At 40.4% G+C, this 19,206-nt stretch carries 15 protein-coding genes; 12 read left to right on the forward strand and 3 right to left on the reverse strand.

What is annotated here, in order from left to right; all coding sequences use genetic code 11:
- Positions 1-8: 8 nt before the first annotated feature.
- Entirely contained in the window at positions 9-1,577 is a 1,569-nt protein-coding gene (locus tag ACUN24_RS15985) for a glycerol-3-phosphate dehydrogenase/oxidase (protein WP_445563396.1), read from the reverse strand.
- Positions 1,578-1,735: 158 nt separating this feature from the next.
- On the opposite strand from ACUN24_RS15985, the gene ACUN24_RS15990 reads away from it, so the two are divergent.
- The gene (locus ACUN24_RS15990) at positions 1,736-2,500 is read left to right on the forward strand and encodes a DeoR/GlpR family DNA-binding transcription regulator (RefSeq protein WP_025144720.1); all 765 of its coding nucleotides are present in this window, start codon (positions 1,736-1,738) and stop codon (positions 2,498-2,500) included.
- Between the two features lie 43 nt (positions 2,501-2,543).
- Positions 2,544-2,933: a response regulator transcription factor gene (locus tag ACUN24_RS15995; RefSeq protein WP_025144721.1), complete on the forward strand. Its 390-nt coding sequence runs from the start codon at positions 2,544-2,546 to the stop codon at positions 2,931-2,933.
- A 79-nt stretch (positions 2,934-3,012) separates the two neighbouring features.
- On the opposite strand, the gene ACUN24_RS16000 is transcribed toward ACUN24_RS15995, so the two are convergent.
- Complete coding sequence (locus tag ACUN24_RS16000; protein WP_445563397.1) at positions 3,013-3,738, reverse strand: hypothetical protein; 726 nt, start codon at positions 3,736-3,738, stop codon at positions 3,013-3,015.
- Positions 3,739-3,776: 38 nt separating this feature from the next.
- A complete protein-coding gene (locus ACUN24_RS16005; protein ID WP_445563398.1) occupies positions 3,777-4,790 on the reverse strand; it encodes a zinc-binding alcohol dehydrogenase family protein in 1,014 nt (337 codons plus the stop codon).
- 274 nt (positions 4,791-5,064) lie between these two features.
- Here ACUN24_RS16005 and ACUN24_RS16010 point away from each other — a divergent pair, with 274 nt between their 5' ends.
- The 10 genes from ACUN24_RS16010 to ccoN all read left to right on the forward strand — a co-directional run bounded on the left by ACUN24_RS16010 (position 5,065) and on the right by ccoN (position 19,206).
- Positions 5,065-6,519: a L,D-transpeptidase family protein gene (locus tag ACUN24_RS16010; RefSeq protein ID WP_445563399.1), complete on the forward strand. Its 1,455-nt coding sequence runs from the start codon at positions 5,065-5,067 to the stop codon at positions 6,517-6,519.
- Positions 6,520-6,882: 363 nt separating this feature from the next.
- On the forward strand, positions 6,883-8,664 hold the full coding sequence (locus ACUN24_RS16015; RefSeq protein ID WP_445563400.1) for a hypothetical protein: 1,782 nt from the start codon (positions 6,883-6,885) through the stop codon (positions 8,662-8,664).
- 55 nt (positions 8,665-8,719) lie between these two features.
- A complete protein-coding gene (locus tag ACUN24_RS16020) occupies positions 8,720-9,922 on the forward strand; it encodes a PAS domain-containing sensor histidine kinase (protein WP_445563401.1) in 1,203 nt (400 codons plus the stop codon).
- A 10-nt stretch (positions 9,923-9,932) separates the two neighbouring features.
- Positions 9,933-10,964 (forward strand): response regulator, encoded by a 1,032-nt coding sequence (locus tag ACUN24_RS16025; RefSeq protein ID WP_445563402.1) that lies wholly within the window; start codon positions 9,933-9,935, stop codon positions 10,962-10,964.
- A gap of 347 nt (positions 10,965-11,311) precedes the next feature.
- The gene (locus ACUN24_RS16030; protein WP_445562528.1) at positions 11,312-12,334 is read left to right on the forward strand and encodes an IS110 family transposase; all 1,023 of its coding nucleotides are present in this window, start codon (positions 11,312-11,314) and stop codon (positions 12,332-12,334) included.
- Between the two features lie 310 nt (positions 12,335-12,644).
- The gene (locus tag ACUN24_RS16035) at positions 12,645-13,070 is read left to right on the forward strand and encodes a lactate dehydrogenase (RefSeq protein WP_315421039.1); all 426 of its coding nucleotides are present in this window, start codon (positions 12,645-12,647) and stop codon (positions 13,068-13,070) included.
- 2 nt (positions 13,071-13,072) lie between these two features.
- Complete coding sequence (hemN, locus tag ACUN24_RS16040) at positions 13,073-14,419, forward strand: oxygen-independent coproporphyrinogen III oxidase (RefSeq protein WP_445563403.1); 1,347 nt, start codon at positions 13,073-13,075, stop codon at positions 14,417-14,419.
- Between the two features lie 12 nt (positions 14,420-14,431).
- On the forward strand, positions 14,432-16,816 hold the full coding sequence (locus ACUN24_RS16045; RefSeq protein WP_445563404.1) for a heavy metal translocating P-type ATPase: 2,385 nt from the start codon (positions 14,432-14,434) through the stop codon (positions 16,814-16,816).
- Positions 16,813-16,992 carry a cbb3-type cytochrome oxidase assembly protein CcoS gene (ccoS, locus tag ACUN24_RS16050; RefSeq protein ID WP_445563405.1) on the forward strand — a complete coding sequence of 60 codons (180 nt, stop codon included), beginning with the start codon at positions 16,813-16,815 and terminating at the stop codon, positions 16,990-16,992. The genes ACUN24_RS16045 and ccoS overlap by 4 nt, the downstream gene beginning before the upstream one ends.
- 72 nt (positions 16,993-17,064) lie before the next feature.
- A complete protein-coding gene (ccoN, locus tag ACUN24_RS16055) occupies positions 17,065-19,206 on the forward strand; it encodes a cytochrome-c oxidase, cbb3-type subunit I (RefSeq protein ID WP_445563406.1) in 2,142 nt (713 codons plus the stop codon).

The raw sequence follows: 19,206 nt of genomic DNA on the forward strand, positions 1-19,206 counted from the left end.
CATTATAGTTATTTTACTGGTTGATGATAAAGGTAACCATCAGCTAATTTATTAAAAATTTCAATCTGACCGGCCTCCCAGTTTTCATCTGCTGATAATTCTCTGGCCAGGAGCGAGGCAACCCGTGGTGCCATATCCTTTGCAGCCTGTGCATCGATAAATAATATCCTAAGCCTTCTGCTTAAAATATCCTCTACGGTTTCTGCCATTTCGTTTCTTGCAGACCAAAGTACTTCGGCTTCTGTAAATGGAAACGCAGGATTTAATTTATTTCCAAGCGCCGGATCTTGCGCAATTAAAGCTTCAATTTTACTACGATCGGATCCATATATGGCTAAATGGCCATTTCCAATAGTTGCCGTGCTGCCATGGATACTTAAATTTTGAGTTACGCATGCTTTCGGTTCTAAACCTGCATGGCTAATGGCCAAATCAACCGTTTCTTCCGCCATTCGGCGATAGGTAGTCCATTTTCCACCGGTTATGGTAATTAACCCCTTTGCAGAAACAATCAGTTTATGATCTCTGCTAATTTCCTTGGTACTATTTCCATCACCATTGGTAGGGGCGGCCAATGGTCGTAAACCAGAGAACACGCTTAAAATATCTTTTTCAAGAGGCACGCGGTTAAAATAGCTTGCCGCAGTACTCATAATAAAATCTACTTCTTCTTTTAAAGCCCGAGGCTCAAGGCTGTGTTCATTTAATGGGGTATCAGTGGTGCCCACAAGCAAATGATTATGCCAGGGAACCGCAAACAATACACGCCCATCAGAAGTTTTCGGGATCATTAAGGCCGATTCACTATTTAAAAAGCTTTTTTCCAATACCACGTGCACCCCCTGACTGGGGCGTACCATCTTTTTCGAATCTGGATTGTTCATGTGCAGGATATCATCTACAAAAACACCTGTGGCATTAACAACTACTTTGCCCTTAAACTGTGCTTTTAAGCCTGTGATGGTATCTTCTATCTCAATTCCCGTAACGGTTTCGCCATTTTTTAATAAACCATTTACTTTGGTGTAATTTAATAATGTAGCGCCTTTCTCAATGGCTGTTTGAGCAATATTGATCGCTAAACGGGCGTCATCAAACTTTCCGTCATAATACCTGATGCTTCCTTTTAATCCTTTTTCTTTGATGCCAGGCATCATACTTAGGGTTTCTTTTTTAGAGAAAAATTTAGATTTTCCGAAACTGTATTTTCCTGCCAGCCAATCGTAAAGCGTAAGCCCGGTTAAATATTTTATAACAGAGAACCAATCGTAACAGGGAATCAAGAATTGTTCTTTGTCTACCAGGTGCTTCGCATTTTGTTGTAACAGGCCACGTTCTTTTAAAGCGTGTTTAACTAAACCGATATCGCCCTGTGCAAGGTAACGAACGCCGCCATGTACCAGTTTGGTACTCCGACTGGATGTGCCTTTGGCAAAATCAGATTGTTCCACCAGTAGCGTTTTAAAGCCACGGCTTGCAGCATCTAAAGCGGTACCCAAACCTGTAGCACCTCCGCCGATAATAATAAAGTCCCAATTGATGTTATCTGCCAGATGATGCGCGTGTAATCTCTTCATTAGGTTTGCGAAAAATAATAAAACGAAACAATACGCAATTATAAGAAATCATAATCGAAATAATTTAATATCTGCGTTAAAAATTTATTAAATATTTGTGTAAAATATTTTAAAGCATGTTTTTATTACTAATTTGCAGCACGCTAATTAAATATATTATGATGAATTTGGCTGAGAGGCACCAGTTTATTTTAAGTCGACTGCAACGTGATCAGTACATCAATGTGGTTGATTTATGTAAGGAACTGAAAGTGTCGTCGGTAACAATAAGAAAGGACTTAAAACTACTTGAAGACAAGAGCCTTCTGTTTAGAACACATGGAGGTGCAACCGTAAACAATCCATATACGGTAGATCGTCCGGTTAATGAGAAAGAGAAAATACAATCTACCGAGAAGAATAAAATCGGGATAGCTGCAGCAGCATTGCTGAACGATAACGATTCTATTGTGATTGCATCGGGTACCACAGTGCTTTATTTTGCGAAGAACATTGCACCGGCAACAAACTTAACCGTGGTTACGTCTGCATTAAATGTAGCCTTGGAATTGATGCGCGAGCCGAGTATCGAAGTGATCCAACTGGGTGGTCTGCTGAGAAAAAGTTCTTCCTCCGTGATGGGTGCTTATGCGGAACAGGTTTTGCAGGATTTTTATTTCAACAAATTGTTTTTAGGGGTAGATGGCATTGATCTGGATTTCGGATTAACTACCACAAATGCTATGGAGGCGCATTTAAACCGCAAAATGATTGGTGCTTCACAAAAAACAATTGTACTGGCCGATTCTACCAAATTCGGTAAAAGAGGTTTTGGAAAGATATGCGGATTAGAAGAAATTGACCATATTATCACAGATAAAGGAATTTCTGAACAAATTGTAAAACATTTAGAGGGCTTGGGTGTTACTGTAACTATCGTGTAGCGCGTTCCACGCGAACGGTACATCCCAAACATATAATTTGAACATGGAAAAAAAACGAATACACATTTTAGAAGACGATCAGGAGATCAGAAACGTGATTGAAATCCTGTTAAAGGAAGAGGGTTTTGAATTACAGCTTTCCTCATCTTTTGCAGAGCTGAAGAAAAATATCCAGGATGCAATGCCTGATCTTTTCTTATTAGATGTAATGTTGCCAGATGGAAACGGAGCGGAAATTTGCGAAGATTTAAAAACTGATATTTTTACCAAACACATCCCGATTATTGTAATGTCTGCACAGAACAATAGCGAGCAAAAAGCGATTGATGCATTTGCAGATGATTACATCAGCAAACCTTTCGATATTTACGATGTTTTAGAACGCATTAATGCACAGTTGAAAAGAAGTTCAGAAAACAGGACTAAAGTTTAGTTGAAAAACAAAATAAGAAAAAAGAGAGAAGCTTAACCGGCTTATCTCTTTTTTTACACTCAATTATACAGCCAACTCACTACTTTATACTGTCTCTTTCCATCTTTATCAATTTATTAACAGAGATATCATATATAAGAACGAATTTTGAGGTACTGGTTACATAATATTTGTTATTATCTTCTTTTTTTAAGAAAAAAGCACCATTCTTAAGTTTTATATCCTTTTTAATTGTCATTTTCTTTATTTGATCAGCATCTGTTTGAGCAGATGTTATCAAGAAAAGCGCTGAAAGTGCAACGAAGCCATATAATGACTGTTTACCAAGTATAAAATAAAGAAAAATAATTACCAAACCAGATACCATGTACAAAACACATTGTAGCTCATTAAAGTGACTAACGTAAGTATACAAGCCTAATGTAAGACAGATAAATATTCCGATGCTAAACTGTAATCTATACTTCCAAAAATGTAAGGAAAATGTTATTGCAAGAGTGACGAACAATAAAAGCAACGATATGTACAAAAGTAATGTTGCCTTATAATAAAGAAGATAATATACATCACTAAAGCTAAAGCATAATTCAAAATAATCTCCATGAAATTCTTCAAACAATAATCGCCAGTATGTGAATGTTGCTATCGGTAATATAATAGAAAATGTTGCTACTAGCCCAGTAATATCTATTCCCTTGTTTTCTGTGACCTGATTATCTGCCTGTTGCTTAATTCTCGTCAAATATGATGAAATTTTTTGAAATAAAATGCTGTAGATGTTTCGCAATCTATTTAATCTCTTCATTGGTTTCTGTATATTGTTTAATGAATAAATGTAATATTTTAATATTCGATTACCACTTTACCAATGGTTTTACCACTTTCCAATAAACGATGGGCTTCTTTCAAGTTTTCTACCGTAAATCCCTTTAGCGTTTGGTTTAACGTCGTTTTAAGTGTGCCATTGTCGAATAATTTGGCCAGTTCATTTAAAATGTGATGTTGCTGTTCCACATCATCAGTTTGATACATGGAGCGGGTGTACATCAGTTCCCACGAAAACGTGACACTTTTGTTTTTTAATTTGTTTAGCGCAATAGGCGTGGCTGAGCCTGTTATCGATACGATATGGCCCTGCGGCTTAATCAACTCAACCAGGTCATCCCAATAACTGTTCAGGTCTACAAAATCGAGAATAAAATCCACTTCCTTAAAACCTGCCGCACGTACTTCTTCAACCAGGTTTTTATGATTTACCACTACATCGGCACCCATGGCTTTACACCAATCTTTTGTTTCTGGTCGTGAGGCCGTCGTAATCACTTTTAAGCCACTTACTTTCTTCGCCAGCTGTATGGCAATGGAGCCAACGCCGCCTGCACCACCAATAATCAGGATGCTTTTTCCTTTATCTTTTTGCTCACTGATGCGGATGCGGTCGTACAGTGATTCCCAGGCGGTAAGCGCTGTTAACGGCAGGGCGGCTGCTTCGGCGACAGTTAATGTTTTAGGTTTTAAACCTACAATACGTTCATCAATCAACTGGTATTCGGTGTTTGAGCCGCTTCGCGTTAAATCTCCGGCATAATACACTTCGTCTCCGGCTTTAAAAAAGGTAACGCCTGCGCCAACTGCTTCAACTGTGCCAACAGCATCCCAGCCAATTACTTTGGGTGTATCCAGTACAGTGTCTTTCGCGCTGTTCTGGCGGATTTTAAAATCAACCGGATTTATGCTGATGGCCTTTATTTTTACAAGCAGGTCGCGTCCCTCTGGTTGTGGAACAGGTGTTTCAAACGCGATAAAACTTTCGTTTTCGCTTATTGGGAGTGAGGTTTTAAATCCTATGGCTTTCATTGCTGATGAATTATTTTAATTAAATATATTGTTTTTATATAGCAAATATAAACTGATATAGTTTTGTAAAACGTTGGCTTTTTAAATTGCAAAGGGAATGAGCCTTAAAGCCTTTAGAAGCTCCATTTACAGGTTAGCTGGTCTAAGAGGTAAATTTAATCCTGTAAAAACATCTCAAAGTGCCTAATGTGCATTAAATCATAACAATATGTGATGGGCGTCATAAATATCGAACCGTTAAGCTTTGATATTTATTCTTGTAAATCAATGTGTTATGAGAAATAAAAATATTAGCAAAAGCTCCGGCACCGTTAAGGTGATTTTTATTTCATTAACGCTGTTATGGGCCTTCTTATTGGTATTTAATGTTTTTGGAGTGTCCCTTAAAAACAATGAATCTGTAGATACCGATTCGCTGTCTCTTAAAAAAGAAATCGCTGGCCTGCGTCCAAAACTGAACTACCCCAATCTGGTTGAGCGTTTTTATCAGGAAAGGTTATATAAGCGTGCCTGGGTAATGCAGGATACTGTAAAATCAGATGTTTGGATGTCGATGTTATTGATGGATTGCGTATTGCAGTTTGGTTTGAACAGAAATGATTTTCATCCAGATCGGCTCACTTACGATGCGCTTCGTCCGCTTACCAAACCAGGAGCCAAAGTACAAGAGCAGGAAGTTTTTGATATTTACTTAACGGATGCCCTGATTACGCTAATCAATCATCTTCACTACGGTAAATTTAACCCGGTGGTTAACACCGAGCGATTGGAATCGAAAATACCTTTGGGTTTTGATCCGGTGTTACAGCTCGGGAAAGCCATTGGGCATCCAAATTTTATGGTCAACGTTACCTCTGCCCAGCCACAAGCAAATATGTATAAAAAGCTCCAGAATTATCTCCATTTGGTTAAAGGGCAATATATAGACGATTGTTATGAGTTTCCGGAAGGTGAGGCCAGAAAAATGGCCATTAATATGGAACGGTTACGCTGGATAAATACCGGCGATCGTTATTTTATACAGATCAATATCCCCTCATACACACTGAAGTTAGTAAAGGATGATAGCGTAGTGTTATTTAAAACCGTTGTAGGCAAGCCTTCCAGTCCCACACCAGAATTGGAAAGTATGGTTAACAACATCATCACTTCGCCAGACTGGAAAGTTCCGCATAAAATATTTAGGAACGAACTGTTACCAAAAATATGGAAAGATTCAGCCTACCTGATCAACAACCATTACAGTATTTACGATCGGAAAGAAAACATGGTGCCTTTAACCAGAGGTACCATTGCGGCCATTAAGGCTAATCCTAACTTATATCATGCCAGGCAGTCATCTGGTTGCGATAATGCACTAGGTAAGGTTGTATTCAGGTTTCCGAATACTTTTGATATTTACCTGCATGATACCCCGGAACAGCAATTATTCAAAAAACAAGAAAGGGCCTTTAGCCATGGCTGTATCAGGGTAGAAAATGCGGGTTTACTTGCCGAACTGTTATTGCGGAATGATGGAGCAGCCGATAAAGTGCCTGCTTTAAAATCATCGATGCTTAACATAATTAAAAAAGATTTTCGCCTTAAAAACACTGTTCCGATAAAAATAACCTATATCACCTGCGAAATTAGAGATGGTCAGCTTAGTGTATATCCTGATATCTATCACCGCGATCAGGTTTTGGAAAATTTAATGTTTCCCATCAATAATAAACTTGTAAAAAAGTAAGGTGCTTGTAATCACTTTTGGTTTTGCCTATGGCTCACAGTGTTCTCATTTAAGACCTAATTTGTGTCGATTTTGTCCGGATGTGTAATGTCATTATTTAAGCCATTGGCACAGGTAAAAAAATAGCCACAGATAAAAGGATGTACACAGATATAAAAAGCTGCGTTTATCTGTGTGCATCTGTGGTTAAAAACCTTAAAGTAATAACATTTCCTGAGGGTTATTTTTAGTCGCAAAAAGTGATCGCGCTCATTTTTTGGTTTGAGCCTTATCATCACTATATCCATTAAAGCAAGGTAGTTTTGCTGTAGAAATTATTTGATCCTTCGTCATATCGGGGATCATTTTACATCAAAAAATACCATGTTACACACCTTCCATATTCCCGTTTTAGGCCTGGGTTACTCTATCGATACTCCATTAAAAGTTGCCAGGTATGGCATTTCTTCCGTACTCTCTATTGTTGACGATGAACTGGTGGAACGGATGCGTGCTTATCACTCACAAAACAGATCGGTGGATTTCGAGGCGATTGCTAAAGGTGAAACCGATAGCCGTAGCCGACGCATTACCGCATACCTCAACTTTTTATCTGATTGCATCAACCAGGATTTTAAAGCTTTAAAACAGCAGGATTTTAAGCAAGGGAATGATATATGCCGCTATTTCGAACTTTTGCCTGATAACTCAAAATTAAAGCATGGCTACGAATTGATGATGGAGTATCCTGAAGGTGAAACCAAACAAAGTTTTCAATCTGTACTGAAAAATGCCATGCGCATGGGCAGTATTGATGTTAACATTATGGCCAAGGTGGATAAAATGAATTATGTGAATGGCGAATACACTGGTGATGGTAATACCGATGCATTAGCGGCTTTACGCGGTTTTGCAGAAAGTAAACTCAATGCCTCAGTGGTACTTTCCGCAGGAATGAACCCCAAATTATACAGCTATATGGAACATTTTGCCGACTTTTTTCCAGGTGAAAATGCTTCATTAAAAAAGAGGATTATCTTAAAAGTTAGTGATTTCAGGTCGGCTTTGATCCAGGCTAAATTTTTGGCCAAAAAAGGATTATGGGTATCAGAGTTCAGGATCGAATCAGGGTTAAACTGTGGCGGCCATGCATTTGCTACAGAAGGGTATCTGCTGGGACCGATTCTGGAGGAATTTAAAACTAAAAAAATCGACATGTATCGGGAGCTTTTTGAAATATATCAGCTTGCCTTGATGCAAAAGGGGATTTCAGTCGAAAAGGAATTTAAACAAAAGATCACGGTACAAGGCGGAATCGGAACCGCGGCAGAACATAAATTTTTGCTGCAGCATTACCATCTTGATGCCACGGGCTGGGGAAGTCCTTTTTTATTGGTGCCGGAAGTGACCAATGTAGATGCCGATACCTTATTACAACTCACTGGTGCAACAGCACAGGATTTTTATTTAAGCAATGCCTCTCCACTGGGGATCCGTTTTAATAATTTTAAGAACAGTACCATAGAACAGCAGCGGACCGAGCGGATTGAAAAGGGCCGGCCCGGAAGTCCATGTACCAAGAAATACCTCTGCAACAATACCGAATTTACCGAAGAGGCCATTTGCACCGCATCGCGTGAATATCAGCACTTAAAGATCAAAAGCCTTAAAACATCCGGACTAACTGCTGAAGAATATGAAAAGCAATTTAACGAGGTTACCGGAAAAGTATGTCTTTGCGAAGGACTCTGCTCTTCCACTTACCTGAAATATAATATCCTTAAACCCAAAGAAAATAAGGCAGTGGCCATCTGTCCGGGGCCAAACCTGGCCTATTTCTCCGATGTATACTCATTTGATGAGATGGTTGGGCATATTTATGGTAAAATTAACCTCTTGGAGCAGGTAGAGCGGCCGCATGTTTTTATCAAAGAACTTAACCTCTATATCGATTACCTTCAGGAAGATATTAAACAACAGTTGCAGCATTTCAGCGACAAAAAGATAAAACAGTTAAATGGTTTTAAACAGCAGCTGGCGGAAGGAATCAATTATTATAAAAAACTCTTTAGCGAAATGGCAGATCATGCTTCTGATGAGTTTAAGCAATTATATGAACAGTTGGCAAGTTCGAAAAATAAACTCGATACACTGATTATTGGCTAAGAAAAAAGATCGGTAATACTTTTATCTATATTTACGGAGATATACTTGAAGCATAATGGATAGGTCGAAATTTTTAGATGCAATTATTGAAAACGCTATTGATGGGATTATTACCATTGATGACAAGGGGATTATAGAACATTTAAACCCTGCGGCGCTTGAGCTTTTCGGTTATGGCAGGGAAGAATTGGTAGGTAAGAACATTTCAGCTCTGATGCCTGAACCCGATCATTCACGTCATGATGGATACTTGTCCAGGTACGAACATACTGGGCAGAAACACATTATCGGCATCGGGAGGGAGGTTTCGGGCAAGCGTAAAGATGGTTCTATATTTCCGTTCAGGCTCGGGGTGAGCGAAATTAAATTTAGCGACCGTAAAATTTATACGGGTTTTATCCACGACCTGAGTAAAGAAAAAGCCAACGAGGAACAGATTAAAAGTTATACCGAAAAACTGGAAGTTAAGATAAAGGAACGTACGCAGGACCTGGTTAAGCTCGTGTCGGAACTGGAAATGGCCAAGGAAAATATGCGTGCACTTTTTCAAAAGGAAAAGGAACTCAACCAGCTTAAAACCAGGTTTGTATCTATGGCTTCGCATGAGTTTAGAACGCCGCTCAGTTCGATTCAGCTTTCAGCATCCCTCATTGATAAATATACCACCAAACAGGATGCGGCTAGTGTAGAAAAACATACTTTAAAAATCAAAAATTCCATCAATAACCTCACTACAATATTAAACGATTTCCTTTCACTCGAGAAACTCGAGGCCGGGAAAGTGGAGGCATCAGCACATGCTTTTAACATCATCAGCTTTGCTGAAGAAATAGCAGAAGAGATGCAGATGATGACCAAACAGAACCAGCATATTATTTACGAACATACCGGAACAACCGCAGAGGTTTGCCTGGACCCGAACCTGCTGAAGAATTGCATTATCAATCTGATTTCCAATTCGATCAAATACAGTGGCGAGGATACCCTCATCCAGTTCAATTCCATTTTAAAGGATGATGAACTGATTTTAGAGGTTAAAGACAATGGGATTGGTATTCCGGCAGCCGATCAGGGCAATCTGTTCGAACCATTTTTCAGGGCACACAATACCGGCGATATTCCGGGAACAGGACTAGGGCTAAACATTGTAAAAAGATATGTTGGCCTGATGAATGGCACGGTAACCTGCAATAGCGAGCAACACTCGGGTACGGTATTTACACTTACCTTTCCCTTTAAAAATAATTTTATAGTTTAAGATCTATCCCATGAACAAGAAAGTTTTAATCATTGAAGATAATGACGACATCAGGGAAAGTACTGCTGAAGTGCTTGATTTGGCAGGTTATAAAACTTTTATGGCTAAACACGGAAAAATCGGTGTTGAAATGGCTGTTAATCATCTACCTGATGTAATTCTGTGCGATATTATGATGCCTGAACTGGATGGATATGGGGTTTTGTACCTGTTGAACAAAAATCCTAAAACGGCCAATATTCCTTTTATTTTCATCACCGCAAAAACAGAGCGTGCAGATATGAGAAAAGGCATGGAAATGGGGGCAGATGATTACCTCACCAAACCCTTTGATGATACGGAACTTTTCAGGGCGATAGAAAGCAGGTTTAAAAAAAAGCAGCAGGCCACTAGTTTTAATTCAACGGAAGGTAATAGTGAAACGGTAATGGATGAATTGCGCAAAAAAGGTAAACCGAGAGCGGTAAACAGCAAACAGATAATTTATATTGAAGGCGATGAACCCACACACCTCTATTACATTAATAAAGGACAGGTAAAAACCTACAAACGTTTTAAAGATGGGAGGGAACTTTCTTCAGGGCTTTACCATGATGGAGACTTTTTTGGTTACGAAAGTTTATGCAATGGCGAGCTATATGCAGAAAATGCCGCAACGCTAACCGAATCGGAAATCATCCATATTCCCAAAGCAGATTTTATGGAATACCTGCTCAGCCACCAGGCCGTATCTAAAACATTTATCGGTCTGTTATCCGGAAACCTGCGCGATAAAGGAAAACAGATGCTCCAGCTAGCCTATTCATCTGTAAGAAAACGCGTAGCCGAAGCTTTATTACAGGTGGCAACAAAATTTGGCGATGGCACGGCTGATAGCTGCACCATTCGCATCTCCCGCGATGACCTGGCCGCACTGGTAGGTACCGCCAGCGAAACTGTAAGCAGAATGCTGGCTGATTTTAAAGATGAAAAACTGATCGATAAAACCGGTAATGCCATTAATATTTTATCTATCGAAAAACTGAGGAATATTAAACAATAGCGTTCATTAGCCATGGGTTCATTGGTCATTGATTTATTTGGTTAATTGTTTAAATTGGTTAACTGAGGATAGGGTGTTGATTTCCAAAGAGATCGTCCTTTAGATTTGTTTTGATATTTTATTTAAGGATACCAAATTATTTACTTTACTTAAATTATAAATCAGATTACCTAAAACGGTAGCGGCACATTAATATATCGTCAAGGTTTTTATGCCTAAGAAATGATGCAATCCGCTACCGTTTTTTCCCTTAGTGACCAGATAACAATTAGGGTAATACCCATTATTAAGGACTAGGATCGATGGGGTAAAATTTAGGTAACTGTACAAACATAAAAAATAACAGGATGATTGGCACTACAAAATTTTTTATCGGGATTGATGTTTCCAAACCCCACTTCGATGTTGCATTGATGGCCGTTGTGGACCATGTAAAACAGGAGATAGCAACCGCACGGTTTGACAACACAGCTCCAGGGATAAAACTGTTTGACAAATGGCTAAAGTCTCACAGAGTTATATTCAGTAATGAATCTTTGGTTGTGATGGAAAATACCGGGATCTATCACCGTCTGCTATGGACTTTCTGCAGCAACAGGAACCTGCCCATCCACATCGGGAATGCCGCCCATATCAAATGGAGTTTTGGGATAGCCAGGGGCAAAAACGATAAAATAGACAGTATCCGGTTATGCAGTTATGCGTTCAAGGAAGCGGATGAGCTAAGCGCTACAGCTGCCCTGGATCCCGAGCTGATGCTATTGAAAGATCTGGTATCAGCGAGGACTAAACTGCTCAAACAAAAATCTGGCATTAGCGTTTCTGTAAAAGAACTTGGCAATGTTAATGGGAAAGAACATCAGAAACTGATTGAAAAAGCACTTAAAAATGCAATTGATGGTATAGTCAAGTCAATTAAGAACCTAGAAGACCAGATCAAAAAAATTATCAACGGAAATCAGGATTTCAAGCGGAACTATAAATTGTTGATCAGTATTCCCGGTATAGGGCATGTTACGGCGGTATACCTGATTGGCTGCACGGGGAATTTCGTTGGGCAGCCCAGCGGAAAAGAACTGGCCTGTTATGCAGGGGTTGCCCCATTTGAACAGACCAGCGGTATAAGTATCAAAGGTAAACCCAGGGTACACCGCATGGCCAATAAAGAGCTCAAAAGGCTGCTCCATATGTGTGCATTATCTCTAATTCAACACAATCAGGAATTCAAGACATATTACAATAGAAAAAAAGATGAAGGCAAGCACAGCATGAGCATAATTAATGCCGTTAGAAACAAGATAGCTTTAAGAGTTGCTGCAGTTATAAAAAATCAAACCAGCTATAAAAATAACTATAAAATAGCTGCTTAAAATTTGTTTTTATCATAACAATCATTTCGAGCGGAGTGCAACGCAGTCGAGAAATCTATCTGGATAGGTCTCTCTATTTCGCTGCGCTACATCCGATAGTATAGGATCGAGATGACGATCGTATTGTAGAATCTATCCAAATCTTAACTTCTAAATTATTTCACTGGCTCATTTTAGATCGATTAATCCACTCCACACGCCAAACGCTCAACTCTACACTTAAAATGTAACCAGTATCATTTTTTTCTCTAAGCATTCTCACCTGTTACTTTACGCTTCCTCCATAGTTTTGTATACATAAACATTGTATATGAAAGCTATAGCTTACAACATTAAGCCCGATGAAAAGGAATGGTTGGTACTGGCCAATTATAAAAAACACGATATCACCATAATTGCCAATAGCTTAACAGCCGATACGCTTTCATTTGCAACCGGCAAAGAGGCCCTTTTGGTTTTTAATAACGATGAGCTGAGTGGTAATATGATATTGGAACTTAGAGCGCTCGGTATCAAATATATTGCAACTTCATCTTCACAAACAGATCATCTCGACCTTACTGCTGCGGGGCTTGCTGGTATCAAGATTGCCAATGTGCCATTGCTTGCCGATCAGGCTGATACCAAAGCGAGGATGGAGCAGGTTATTAAAAATCTCGATCAGTGGGCCGCTGGTAAATGCGTGGGCAAAGCCTGCTGTTGCCAGAATGAGTGTGCAACCGCTAAAAAACTGTAAAGATGGAAAGCGCCGAATTGCTTAAAAAATATAACGTAGCCGCTCCACGTTATACCAGTTATCCAACCGTTCCCTACTGGGATATTGAAAATTTTAATGCAAATGGCTGGCTGGGCAGCGTAGCGAATACTTATGCCGACTATAAAGAGGAAGGAATCAGTTTGTATATCCACCTTCCGTTTTGTGAAAGCCTATGTACCTATTGTGGTTGTAATACCCGTATTACCAAAAATCATTCGGTAGAAGTACCGTACATCCTGGCTGTACTTGCTGAATGGCGCATGTATGTAGATGCCTTGCAGGAAAAACCTAAATTAAAAGAACTTCACCTTGGCGGAGGAACGCCGACTTTTTTTAGTGCAGAAAACCTCGGGCTGCTCATTAACGGAATTATGCAAAATGCTACTTTGGCTTCCGATGCCGAACTCTCCTTTGAGGCGCATCCGGCCAATACCACCAAAGCACATTTAACAGCACTTTACCAGCTTGGCTTTAAAAGATTAAGTTTGGGGATACAGGATTTTGATCCCAAAGTTCAGTTTTTGATCAACCGCTTTCAAACACCTGTGCAGGTAGCTAGAGTAACTTGCGAGGCAAGGGAAATCGGTTATACTTCCATCAATTTTGATTTGATTTATGGGCTCCCCGGACAAAGTATTGATGGATTGGAGCGCACCATAAGCGATGTGATTACCATGCAGCCAGACCGCATTGCCTTTTACAGTTACGCCCATGTGCCCTGGTTAAAACCTGGGCAAAGACACTATACCGAAAAGGATATTCCCGCCGGAGATGAAAAATTTGCACTTTACCAGTTTGGCAGAAATTTACTGCTTGAGGCTGGTTATGAGGATGTAGGTATGGATCATTTTGCCCTGAAAAGCGATCTTTTGTTTCAATCGATGGCAACAGATAAACTCCACCGGAATTTTATGGGTTACACCAGTCAGCATACCCATTTACTTATCGGTCTCGGTGTTTCGTCGATCAGCGATAGCTGGACAGCCTTTGCACAGAACCCTAAAACGGTAGAAGCTTATTTAGATAAAATAGCACAGAAATTATTACCTGTAGAAAAAGGACATTTTTTAACCGATGAAGACCTCGCTGTAAGAAAACACATTCTTAATATCATGTGCAGGGCCAATACTGCCTACAGCGAACGCATTCCCGAAAAGGTATATGAACGGCTTTTGCCCTTGTTGCTCGATAAACTGGTATGGGTAACTGAAAAAGAAATCAGGATTACTACCAAAGGAAAATCCTTCCTGAGAAATGTCTGCATGGCATTCGACGAGAAATTATGGCTTAAGCAACCTAAAACACAACTATTCAGTTCATCAATATAACAAACGATTACAATGGAAGATCAAAGTAAAACCACAACCAAAGCCATTTGCTACCACTGTGGGGAAGATCTGCCCAAGGTAAAGTATCAAACAGATGATAAAGATTTTTGCTGTACGGGCTGTATGGCTGTTTTCAAAATCCTTTCCGAAAACAACTTATGTAATTATTATGTGTACAACAATAACCCCGGCAGACAATTAAAAAATGAAAGCCATTTAGAATACCTCGACGATCCTAAAATTATCGATCAATTGCTCGATTACAAACATGAAAGTTCGGGCATCATTACGTTTTACATTCCCGCCATCCATTGCAGCTCCTGCATCTGGTTATTAGAACACCTGTATAAAATCAATCCCGCTATTTTCAGCTCACGGATCGATTTTCTCAAAAAGCAGGTTACCATAAGTTTCAATCATGAGGAAATCTCTTTGAGGCAGCTCGTAGAAACCTTAAATCAGATCGGTTACGAACCTTTAATTAGTCTGCAGGATGTAGTAAAGGCACACAGCAGTTCGGTTGATAAAACTTTAGTATTGAAAATTGCTGTCGCAGGGTTTTTAATGGGCAATGTAATGCTTTTTAGCTTTCCAGAATACTTTGGCTTGTCAGGTTTTGAAAAACAGTTCCAGTCCTTATTCGGCTGGTTAAACCTCGCATTCTCCATTCCGGCGGCATTTTATTGCGGGCGGGATTATTTTACCTCGGCCATTACCAGTATCAAACACAAACACATCAATTTAGATACGCCTTTGGCACTAATTATTGCGGTATTGTTTTTACGTACCGCATTTGAAGTCATTTTTGCCACCGGACCAGGTTTTGCCGATACGTTAACAGGTCTGGTTTTTTTGCTCCTCATGGGAAAATGGCTTAAACAGCGTACCTACCATCACATTTCTTTCGACCGCGATTACCGTTCTTATTTCCCTATTGCGGTTACTACTTTACAGCAGGGTAAAGAAAAACCAGTATCCATCAACGATATCAAAATCGGTGATCGGTTGTGGATCAGAAATGGAGAACTGGTACCTGCAGATGCCATTTTAATGAAAGGAGATGCCTGGGTGGATATGAGTTTTGTTACCGGCGAATCGGAGCCGATACATAAAGTGCTGGGCGAAATTATTTATGCAGGGGGCAGGCAAACCAACGAAGCCATAGAACTCGAAGTGATCAAGCCGGTTTCGCAGAGCTACCTTACCGGACTCTGGAATAACGAGAATTACAAAAACAACATCGAAAAGCAGAATTTTAACGATTCTGTTGCAAAATATTTCAGCCTCGGGGTTTTTCTGATTGCATTTTCGGCTACAGCTTTTTGGTTGTTTCAGCACGATAGTCACAAGGCCTGGTCGGCATTTACCGCCGTTATTATTGTGGCCTGTCCTTGCGTACTGGCTTTAAGCACACCTTTCACTTTATCTGCTATCTTATCCGTTTTTGATAAAAAAGGATTTTATGTAAAAAATACAGATGCGGTTGAAGAACTCGCCAAATGCGATACCCTGATTTTCGATAAAACGGGTACCTTAACCAGTAATGAAAATGCCGAAATCTCCTTTAGTGGTTCCTTAACAAACGAAGAAAAACTGATTGTGGCTTCGCTGTTGCGCAACTCCACGCATCCCTTAAGCAGGCATATTTTAAAGGCTTTAAACGTTGAAAGATTTTATTCACTTAACGATTATAAAGAAGTGGTGGGTAAAGGTTTATCTGCCCGGATCAATAATCATACTATTTATGCCGGACATTTATCCATGTTGCCTGTAACCGTAAAATCGGTTGGGGAAACCGGTGTGCATATTGTGATCGACCGTGCTTATAAAGGTTGTTTTGATATCAAACAGCAGTGGCGGCCCGGATTAGCTCAGCTGGTTTCGAAACTCTCTGAATTTAACCTGCAGGTGTTATCGGGCGATACAGATAAAGACCGTTCCATGCTGACGACTATTTTCCCGGAACACAGCACCATCAGGTTCCGGCAGCGTCCGCACCAGAAACTGGACGCCGTTTTAAACCTCCAGGAAAGCGGGAATACCGTAATGATGCTTGGCGATGGCTTAAATGATGCCGGAGCTTTAAAGCAGAGTAATTTTGGGATCGCCTTAACCGATAACATCAATAATTTTACGCCAGGCTGCGATGCCATTCTGCAGGGTGGCGCATTAAATCTCCTGCCACATTTTATCCAGCTCAGCAAAGACGGACTTAAAGTGATTAAAATAAGTTTTGCCATTGCCATTGCCTACAATTGCATTGGTATTTATTATGCGGTACAGGGAACACTTTATCCATTGGTTGCTGCGGTGCTGATGCCCGTTAGTACCGTTACCATCATATTATTCACCACCCTGGCCACCCGCTGGTTTGCACGTAAAAATAAACTGATATGAATATCCTCTACTTTTTGGTTGGCTGCAGCATTTTAATGGCACTCATTTTTCTTGGCGCCTTCTTTTGGGCTTATAAAACGGGTCAGAACGATGATGTGCATACCCCTGGCATCCGCGTATTGTTCGACGATGAAGTGATTGCCGGAAAAAGTGAAGAAGATCACTTTTCCAGCTAACCGCCATCATCCTTTATCTCTTGGTTGCAGGATACCTTTGGTGTACAAAACTTACAAAATTCCGCTTCTATTATGCAGCTAGAAAAATTTACTTACGATAACAAGATTGTCAGAAACTTTGGCATTGCCACCCTGGTTTGGGGAATTATTGGGATGACTGTTGGACTGCTTGTTGCCATGCAGCTTTTTAAGCCGGCAATGAACATGGGCAACCAGTATACCACTTTTGGCAGGATCAGGCCTTTGCACACCAATGCCGTTATTTTCGCCTTTGTGGGAAATGCCATTTTTATGGGCGTTTATTATTCGCTTCAGCGTTTACTTAAAGCCAGGATGTTCAGCGATGTGCTCAGCAAGATTCATTTTTGGGGCTGGCAACTTATCATCTTATCGGCCGTAATTACCCTTCCGCTGGGTTTTACCACCTCACACGAATATGCCGAACTTGAATGGCCAATCGATATTGCCATCACCCTTATCTGGGTGGTTTTCGGCATAAACATGTTCGGTACCATTATTAAAAGGAGAGAGCGCCACCTCTATGTGGCCATCTGGTTTTACATTGCCACTTTTGTTACCATCGCGGTGTTGCACATTGTAAACTCTTTTGAGTTGCCCATTTCTTTTATGAAAAGCTACTATGTGTATGCGGGCGTTCAGGATGCATTGGTACAGTGGTGGTATGGGCATAATGCCGTGGCTTTTTTCCTCACTACGCCTTATCTGGGCATGATGTATTATTTCCTGCCAAAAATGGCGGGCCGACCAGTTTACTCCTATAAACTGAGTATCCTGCACTTTTGGTCGCTAATTTTTATCTATATCTGGGCTGGTCCCCATCACTTATTATACACCTCATTACCGGGTTGGGCACAATCGTTAGGCGTTGCTTTTTCCATCATGTTAATTGCACCAAGCTGGGGCGGTATGATCAACGGTTTGTTGACCCTTCGTGGCGCCTGGGATAAAGTAAGGGAAGATGTGACCCTTAAATTTATGGTGGTTGCCCTTACTGCTTATGGTATGGCCACTTTCGAAGGTCCTTTATTATCGCTAAAACAGATTAACGGGGTAGCGCATTTTACCGATTGGATTGTAGCCCACGTACATGTTGGCGCTTTGGGCTGGAATGGCTTTTTAACTTTCGGTGTATTGTACTGGTTAATCCCTCGTATTTATAAAACAGAACTTTACTCTAAAAAACTGGCGGGTTTCCACTTTTGGATCGGTACTTTGGGTATCCTTTTTTATGCCATCCCGATGTATTGGGCAGGTTTTACACAAGGGCTGATGTGGAAAGAATTTACACCTGAAGGTTTATTGAAATATCCTAATTTCCTTGCTACAACCCTGCAGATTATCCCGATGCATGTTTTACGCTCAATCGGTGGTGCACTCTATTTAACAGGGGTAATTGCAATGACTTATAACCTGGCCAAAACCATGCTGGGCGCTAAACTTGTAGCCAACGAAGCTGCAGAAGCCATGCCATTATCTAAAATTGTAGTGGATAGTAGTCCTGCCGATAAAGCCTGGCACCGGGTACTGGAACGCAAACCAATGAAATTTATGGTGCTTTCGCTGATCATTATCCTCATTGGTGGAATGGTAGAAATGATGCCAACTTTTACCATCCAATCTAATGTACCCACTATTGCAAGTGTAAAACCATATACTGCGCTAGAATTACAGGGGAGGGATCTGTACATCAGGGAAGGTTGTGTAAACTGCCATTCGCAAACCGTTCGACCTTTCCGTTCAGAAACCGAACGTTATGGAGAGTACAGCAAGGCTGGAGAGTTTGTTTACGATCACCCGTTTTTATGGGGCAGTAAACGTACCGGACCAGATCTTCACCGCGTAGGAGGCAAGTATTCTGATGCCTGGCATTACAATCACCTGGCCGATCCTACTTCAATGTCGCCGGGAAGTATTATGCCTCCATATCCATGGCTAATCGAACAACAACTGGATATCAGCACTACTGCAAGTAAAATCAGAGCCATGCAAACATTGGGCGTTCCATATCCTGAAGGCTATGACAAACATGCCAATGAGGATTTAAAAATACAGGCTGAAAAAATTGCGTTAGACCTGAAGCAGAACAACATCAAAGTTAAAAGTGACCGTGAAATTGTGGCCATTATTGCTTACCTGCAACGTTTGGGTACAGATATTAAAGCCAATAAAGAAACCATTCCTTCAAATCAATAG

This window comes from Pedobacter sp. WC2501, assembly GCF_052682415.1.